Annotated in this window: 5 protein-coding genes and 1 pseudogene; 1 reads left to right on the top strand and 5 read right to left on the bottom strand. The window is 73.0% G+C overall.

Annotated features, from left to right (window positions below):
- Positions 1-136 precede the first annotated feature (136 nt).
- Genes ACWGH4_RS26950 through ACWGH4_RS26935 form a run of 4 tightly spaced genes read right to left on the bottom strand, consistent with a single transcriptional unit; the run spans position 137 to position 4,400 of the window.
- Positions 137-751 carry a GTP-binding protein gene (locus ACWGH4_RS26950; protein ID WP_005320097.1) on the bottom strand — a complete coding sequence of 205 codons (615 nt, stop codon included), beginning with the start codon at positions 749-751 and terminating at the stop codon, positions 137-139.
- Positions 732-1,136, bottom strand: a complete 405-nt coding sequence (locus ACWGH4_RS26945) for a DUF742 domain-containing protein (protein ID WP_005320095.1) — start codon at positions 1,134-1,136, stop codon at positions 732-734. The genes ACWGH4_RS26950 and ACWGH4_RS26945 overlap by 20 nt, the downstream gene beginning before the upstream one ends.
- 4 nt (positions 1,137-1,140) lie before the next feature.
- Complete coding sequence (locus ACWGH4_RS26940; protein WP_159693960.1) at positions 1,141-1,596, bottom strand: roadblock/LC7 domain-containing protein; 456 nt, start codon at positions 1,594-1,596, stop codon at positions 1,141-1,143.
- Positions 1,593-4,400, bottom strand: coding sequence for a nitrate- and nitrite sensing domain-containing protein (locus ACWGH4_RS26935; RefSeq protein ID WP_453465506.1), 2,808 nt, complete (start codon positions 4,398-4,400; stop codon positions 1,593-1,595). Before ACWGH4_RS26935 ends, ACWGH4_RS26940 begins: the two co-directional genes overlap by 4 nt.
- A 456-nt stretch (positions 4,401-4,856) precedes the next feature.
- Here ACWGH4_RS26935 and ACWGH4_RS26930 point away from each other — a divergent pair, with 456 nt between their 5' ends.
- Complete coding sequence (locus tag ACWGH4_RS26930; protein WP_441265225.1) at positions 4,857-5,297, top strand: hypothetical protein; 441 nt, start codon at positions 4,857-4,859, stop codon at positions 5,295-5,297.
- A 247-nt stretch (positions 5,298-5,544) separates the two neighbouring features.
- Here ACWGH4_RS26930 and ACWGH4_RS26925 read toward each other — a convergent pair.
- Positions 5,545-7,429: pseudogene (locus ACWGH4_RS26925) on the bottom strand (hypothetical protein); the annotation flags it as partial.

The raw sequence follows: 7,429 nt of genomic DNA, 5'->3' as shown, positions 1-7,429 counted from the left end.
GGGCGAAAAGCTCACGGCCCGTACCCCGGTCGGTGGGGATACGGGCCGTGTCCGTCCCAGGTGCCGACGAGAGTACGGGCCAGGGGCAGGTACCGGCGGGGGTGCGTGCCCGGCGGGGCGGGGTACGCGCCCGGCCTCAGGTGCCGGCGGTCGCGGCGTGTTCGCGGACCTGGTCGGCGCGGGTCAGTGCGTGCTCGACGACGGCGACGAGGATGTCCTTGACCGATTCGCGGGAACGCGCGTCGCCCATCAGCAGCGGCACCTCTGGGTCGAGATCGAGGGCCGCCCGCACGGACTCCTCCGGGAAACGGTTCGCCCCCTCGAAGCAGTTGACGGCGACCGCGAACGGGATGCCCCTGCGTTCGAAGTAGTCGACACCCGCGAAGCAGTCCTCGAGGCGGCGGGTGTCCGCGAGGACGACCGCCCCGAGCGCGCCCTGCGCCAACTCGTCCCACAGGAACCAGAACCGGTCCTGCCCGGGGGTGCCGAACAGATAAAGGACCAGGTCCTCGCGGAGCGTGATCCGCCCGAAGTCCATGGCGACCGTGGTGGTCGTCTTGCCCTCGACGCCGGCGATGTCGTCCACCGGCCGTCCGGCCTCGGTGAGCGTCTCCTCGGTGCGCAGCGGTTTGATCTCGCTGACCGCGCCCACCAGGGTGGTCTTGCCGACGCCGAAGCCGCCTGCCACCAGGATCTTCAGCGTCACCGGCTCGATCGGCGCCTTGCGGCGGCTAGAGCGCCCGAAGACCATTGATCACCTCGCGGAGAATGCTCACGTCCGGCAGTTCGGCCGGCGGAACGGGACGGGTTACGTGTACGAGTGCGTCGTCGACGAGGTCGCCGACGAGGACACGGACCACACCGACGGGCAGGTCGAGACCGGCGGCCAGTTCGGCGATGGACTGGGGAGTACTGCCACAGCGTTCGACGATCTCGACGTGTTCCGGCGAGAGCGTCTGGTCACGGCCCGGGTCGTCGGCCGCTGCCTCCGGCACGACGAGGGCGATCAGGTCGAGCCGGTGGCGGCCGGCATGGCTGGTGCGGCCGCGGGTCATCGCGTACGGGCGCACCACCGGGCCGGCGTCGGCGTCGATCCAGTGGTGCGACCTGCGGCCGTGCCGCAGCGATTCACTCATGGCCTCACCCTCCGGCGGCCTGACCGGTCCGTGGCGCGGTGACGAGGTGCGCTCCGACGCGCTTGACCATCAGCGTCATCTCGTACGCCACCTGACCCACATCGGAGTCGGCGTCCGCGAGGACGGCCAGGCAACTGCCGTCCCCCGCGGCGGTGACGAAGAGGAACGCCTCGTCGAGCTCGACGACGGTCTGGCGGACCTGGCCCGCGTCGAAGTGGCGGCCGACCCCCTTGGCCAGGCTGTGGAAGCCGGACGCGACGGCGGCGAGGTGTTCGCTGTCCTCGCGGGTGAGTTCCCGGGAGGTACCGGTGGCAAGGCCGTCGCTGGAGAGCACCAGGGCCTTGCGGATACTGGCGACGCGGTCCACCAGCTCATCGAGGAGCCAGTTGAGACCACCCGGGCGCTGGGCCCCGAACCGGTCCCCTGTGGCGTCGGTTGCTGCGGCGTGCGGTGCGGTCATCGACCGTCCCCCTCCGATGTCGATCCTGGTGCGGTCCGGCCGTCGCCGACGGCCGGGTCGGTGCCTTGTTCTGCCGCGGCCTCCTCGGCGTTGCGGCGGCGGCCGCGCTGCCAGCCGCGCTGCATGGAGGCCATGCGGTTGCGGACCTCGTCCGCGTCACGCTCCGGTCCGCCCGCCGCCGGGGAGGCGGCGCTCTGCTCCGCGGCAGCGGCGGCCGAGGCACGGAGCTGGGGTGCGAGGCTGGCCTGCCGTACGCGGCGGGGCAGGCCGTCCAGCAGCGGAGCGGCTGGCGCGGGGCTTTCGTCGGGCTGCCGCGCGGGCCACGGTCGTGCCGCGTCGCCGGACGGCGGCACGGGCGCCGGCCCGGACCTGCCGCGGTCGCGGCGGTCGGACGTGAGCGGTGTGGGGGCGGCCGAGAGCGGCGGCCTCGCGAACGGGGTGGGCTCGGCCCGCCCCGGCTCCGGGGCCGGATGGCCGCGACCGTCCACGCCTCGCTCGTCGACCCTGCGGCCGTGATCGGCGACGAGCGTCGGGGGCCTGCGTCTCGGGAGGGGCACCGGGCCGGAACGGTGCTCCTCCGACTGCTCCGGGGCCTGCTGGTGGTGCTCGCCCGCCGCGTCGCCGCGGCGGCGCGGGCGGAAGATGCCGCCCCGCTCGCTCTCGCTGTCCTCGATGTCGGCGAGGCGGCCGGCGTCCGCCGGCACGGGCCGGTCGTCGCCGAGGAGGGAGCGGTCCCGCTCGTCGAGGCCCAGCGCGCCGACCGGGGCCTCCAGTTCGACGGGGCCGTCCAGGACGGCGGCCGCCCCGAGGCCGCTGGGCAGCTTCGAGAGGGCCGGCTGCCTGCCGTCGCGCCGGCCGGCGGCGCTCTCGCTCTTGCGGTCGAGCCGGAATCCGGTGCCCTGGGTCTCCGGCGCCTCTGTGAGCAGGGCCGCCGGTATGAAGACCACGGCCGTCGTGCCGCCGTACGGGGACTGCTGGAGCGACACGCGGACGTTCTGGCGCTGGGCGAGGCGGCTGACGACGAACAGGCCGAGCCGGTCGGTGTCGGAGAGCTCGAACTCGGGTGTCTCCGCGAGCCGCAGGTTCGCCTCGAGGAGGGCGTCGGCGGCCATGCCGAGACCGCGGTCGTGGATCTCGAGGGTGAAGCCGTTGGCGACCCGCTCGCCGAGGACCTGGACACCGGTGTGCGGCGGCGAGAACACCGTGGCGTTCTCGAGCAGTTCGGCTATGAGGTGGGTGAGGTCGGCGACGGCGGGGCCGCCGACGCCGATGCGCGGCAGCCTGCGCACCTCGATGCGCTCGTAGTCCTCGACCTCCGCGACCGCGGCACGCACCACGTCCATCAGCTGGATGGGCTTGCGCCACTGCCGTGAGGGCGCCGCACCCGAGAGAATCACCAGGCCCTCCGCGTGACGCCGCATACGGGTGGTGAGGTGGTCGAGCCGGAAGAGGTCGGCCAATTCCTCTGTGTCCTCCGTGCGTCGCTCCATGGTGTCGAGGAGCGACAGCTGGCGGTGGAGCAGGACCTGGTTGCGGCGGGCGAGGTTGACGAACACCTCGGAGACGCCGCGCCGCATGTCCGCCTGGCGCACCGCGGCCTCGACGGCCGCCCGCTGGAGGGTGTTGAGGGCCTGACCGGCCTGACCGATCTCGTCCTTCTCGTACTCGAGCCGAGGTGCCTCGGTCTCGACGTCGACGTGTTCTCCGGCGGCGAGGCGGCGCATGACGCTGGGCAGCCGCACGCCGGACACCTCGTGGGCCTCCTTGCGCAGCCGGGACAGGTCGCGGACCAGGTCGCGGCCGATCCGGACGGACACGATGACGGAGACGAGAAGGGCGAGGAAGCCGAGCACGCCCGCGACGCCCGCCTTGACCAGCACGCCGTACGCGGCGGGTTCGACCCGGTCCTGGTAGCGGTCGCGGGCGTCGGAGGCCTCGCGGTCGAGGTTGTCGAGGACCGGGGTGGCGGCCTGCTGCCAGCGCTCGGCCTCCGACGGCGGGAGCCCGTCGGAGGGCCCGGCGGCGATGATGCGTTCCTCCGCGTCGCGCAGGGGCGCCGTCTCGGGGCTGCGCCAGTACTGCTGGAACGTCCCCCGGTCGCGGGCGGGCAGCATCTCGAGGTTGGTCTCGTAGTAGACCTGCCGGTGCGCGGCGTGGTCGGTGAGTTCGCGGATCTCCCGTGCGGTCGTCTTCCGGGTCGTCAGCGCGGAGGCCATCAGCGCGTCCTCGCGGGAGAGCATCTCGCGGGCCCGTGAGAGGCCGACCAGTGCGCGGCCCTGACGTTCGAGTTCGACGTCGTCGAGGGCGTGCAGGGTCAGCAGGAATCCGTGCGACGGGTCGATGAGGCCGTTGTAGAACTCCAGCGCCTGTGCGCGGGTCACGGTGTTGGTGTCCACGGACCGGCGCAGGGCGTCGAGCCCGTCGAACGCCTCGATCAGAGAGGTGAGCCGGCGCGACGAGTCGGAGGTCAGGTCGTCGCGGACCGACGACGACTCCGCGTTGCGGCGCACGGCGGCGACGGCGCTGTCCGTGGCCTGGCGGCCTGTGTTCATGGCCTGTTGCGCGCCCGAGGCACGCCGGTCAGCGAGGTACACGAGCGTCTGCCGGCGTTCCTTCTGGATAACGTCGATGGTGTCCTCGACGGGCTTGCCGACCTGCTCCGCGACGGAACTCGCCGCCAGCAGCTGGCTCGCCTCCCGACCGGTCAGTACGGTGGCGAAGCTCCACAGGGCCGTCAGCGACAGCAGCGGGACGAGCAGCAGCGCCACGATCTTCCGGCGGATGGACTTCCCGCGAAAGCGCATGGCCTCCCCCTGCTCGACCCGCACGGTGCGGGTGGTGTTCCGTCAGCAAACGGCGTGAGCCTACTACTGACGCACAGGCATCTCGAAGACACGTCCGGACGGTTTTCGGCCTTCGTAACGCCGTCTGATCATGGGATGTCCCGGTATTCGTGGAGATGGCATTACCGCGAGTACGGGGCGAGGACGTCGGCACGTCGTTTTCGGGACCCGGGCAGATGGCTGGATCTCTTCGCTCTGCGGGAATCATCGCGCCCGGCCGTACGTCATTCCCTGCGGGGGCGCCGAGGGTTCGCACTCGCCACGCACAAGGATCCGGCCGTTGTCGGCGGGGGATCGGGATTCCGGGGCACGTGAAGTGCAGTGCGATGCGCTGCGGTTGTGCGGCAACCGGAGTAGGACGGCAGAATCCGGGCAGCCACCGTTAAGTCGGACTTGAGGTGGGGAGTGACACGATCCATGGACACGGACGAGCGTCGTGAGGCGACGCCGACGGCGGACGACCTGTATGTGCCGCGGCAGCTCTGGGTGGAGGAGCCGGCGACCAGAAGGCGTATGGCCGAGCCTGTCCGCAGAGCCGCTGTCCGCGCGGTGATCATCGTGTCGCTGACGATGATTCAGGCGATGACGGCCCTGCTCTTCACACTCTCCGGGGCGTGGCTGGCCTTCCCGTTCGTGCTGAGCACCGTGGCCGGCACGGTGGTCGCCACCTGGGCGGTGCTCGACGTGTGGGTGACCCGCCAGGTGTGGAACCAGCGCAACGGCGTGGTGTCGGTCCCCAGCAGCACCGCGCGCCAGTTGCGCCGCGACCGCCGCCGGGCCCGCCGGGCCGCCCGCGCCGCCGCGAGGGGGGCGTCACGCATACGGCAACGGTCCGGCGGAAGGCTCTCCCAGGCGTAGCGCCGGTGCGCTGGGCGGCACCAGACGCTCTTGGGGCCTGTGCCGCCGACGCGAACACGGCGGCCTGCACGCCGTACGGCACCAGACGCCGTGGGTACGCCGTGCGCCACCCCGACGCCCTCGGTGCGCCGTGCGGCACCAAGCGCTCTCGGTGCGCCGTGCGGCACGAGGCATGGCGCCGTACCGCCGCACGGCTCAGCGACGGCCGCCCGGCAGGTGGCCGGGGGTCGCGTGGCTCCGCGGCTCGCTATGCCCGACCGTGCGCGGCCGTGTCCGGGGAGCGGGGCGCGGACTGCTCCCCCGTCGTCTGCCCGGGCAGCGGCGCCCGCTTGAACATACGGGTCGCGGTGATCTCCCCGTGCACGGTCGCGTCGGCGGGGTCCACCTGCGGCAGACCGGGGCGCAGATGTTCCTCGACGCTGATGTACTTCAGACCCGCCCTCAGGTCCGCGTCGTTGCGCAGCCGGATCACCAGCGGGAACTCCGCCAGCGCCGTCGTGTCGAACAGCCCGGTGGTGTAGAGGAGTTGCACACCCAGCGCATCGGAGACCGCGCGCTGGAGCTCCAGCAGATACGTCGCGTTCGCCCGCCCGATGGGATTGTCGAGGAAGAGCGTCCCGGCGTGCCGGTGCTTGTCCCTGCCCCGGTCGTTGCTGCGCAGCGCGGCCATGGTGCAGTACAGGGCGATGGCCGCGGTCAGCAGCTGGCCGCCGGAGAAGACGTCGCCCATCTGCCCGACCGGCACCCGCTCGGCGCGCAGCACCGCGTCGGGCTTGAGGATCTCCACGGCCACGCCCCGCGGTTCGAGGGCGGCCTGCACTCCGCGCAGCAGCAGCGACATCCCGTCCCTGCGCAGGTCGGAGTTCTTCCTGACCGCCGCGCGGGTCGCCTCGTCGACGACCTCGCCGAGCCGCTCCGCCAAGGTCGCCTGGTCCGGCTCGTCGAATCGGATCCGCAGGAACTCCTGTCCCGACCACTCGCCGAGTCCTTCCGGCAGGCGGGAGAGCCGCTGGGCCGAGCGGAGCGTCGCGAGCGCGGACTCCACCAGGCCGCGCAGCCGGTCGACGATGGTGTCGCGGTTGCGCTCGAGCTGCTCCAGCTCGTCGGTGAGCACGCGCAGCCTGGGCGCGAACGCCTCGGCCCACTTGGCCGCGTGCTCGGGCAGCGCGGCGGCGGGCAGTTCGCGGATCTGCTGCCGGGCCGGGGTGCGCACCTGCTCATAACGGGTGGAGTTGGCGTGCCGTACGAGCACGTCGCTCGCCTCCCGTACCGCCGCCTCCGCGGTGGACAGGTCGGTGGCGCATCCGCGCAGCGAGCGGCGCGCCTCGGCGGCGGAGTGGCGGGCCTCTTCCAGGGTGCCGGGGTACGGCTCCGGGCTCTGCGCCGGTTCGTCGTCCTGGTGGTGGTCGCGCAGCAGGTCGCGGAGCAGCGCGGCCGTCTCGTCGAAGCCGCCCGCCGCGTCCTCCGCGGCCCGGTGGGCGTGGAGCAGTCCGGCATGGGCGGAGCGGGCCGTCTCCAACGTGTCGTTGCAGGCGGCCAGCCCCGCGGTGGCCGTGCGCAGGAGGGTCTGGGCATGCTCGGCGTCGGCGGGGACGAGGTCCTCGGGCAGCTCGGTGTGCGCCTCGCCGTCGGCGGGGGCGAGCCGCTCGGCCTCGCCGCGCAGCCGGCCCAGCTTCTCGCTGGCCTCGGAGGCCCGTGTCTCCAGCATCTGCACCAGGGACTCGGCGCGGACGACGGCCGCCTGGCGTGAGGGCCCGTCGGCGCCGTCCGTGCCCTCCAGGAGCTGGGCGGCGCGGGTACGGACCTTGTTGGTGAGCCGGTCGAGTTCGGCGAGGGCGGCGCTCTCGTCGCTCTCCGCGCGGGCCTGTTCGGCGCGCAGGTCCGCTCCGACGCCGACCTTCTCGTAGAGCTGGGAGGCAGCACGGTACGCCTCGCGCAGCGCGGGCAGCGAGGGGCGGGGTGTCCGGTCGTCCTGCTCCGGCAGGCTTTCGGGCGCTCCGGCGATCTCGGCACGTTCTGCCCGCAGCGCGCGGGCGGTACGGCGTGCGTCGTCCGCCGCGCGCTGGGCGGCCCTGCGGTCCTCGTCGGCGGCCTTCGCCCGCTCGAGGCAGGTCGCGGCGCGGGCCTCCGAC

The sequence above is a fragment of the Streptomyces sp. NPDC054847 genome (assembly GCF_053610925.1).
This window is presented reverse-complemented; position numbering and strand designations above follow the sequence as displayed.

What these genes read in the sequence shown, in the direction of transcription:
- ACWGH4_RS26950 (WP_005320097.1), bottom strand. Translation starts at nt 751, where the DNA reads ATGGTCTTCGGGCGCTCTAGCCGCCGCAAGGCGCCGATCGAGCCGGTG.
- ACWGH4_RS26945 (WP_005320095.1), bottom strand. Translation starts at nt 1,136, where the DNA reads ATGAGTGAATCGCTGCGGCACGGCCGCAGGTCGCACCACTGGATCGAC.
- ACWGH4_RS26940 (WP_159693960.1), bottom strand. Translation starts at nt 1,596, where the DNA reads ATGACCGCACCGCACGCCGCAGCAACCGACGCCACAGGGGACCGGTTC.
- ACWGH4_RS26935 (WP_453465506.1), bottom strand. Translation starts at nt 4,400, where the DNA reads ATGCGCTTTCGCGGGAAGTCCATCCGCCGGAAGATCGTGGCGCTGCTG.
- ACWGH4_RS26930 (WP_441265225.1), top strand. Translation starts at nt 4,857, where the DNA reads ATGGACACGGACGAGCGTCGTGAGGCGACGCCGACGGCGGACGACCTG.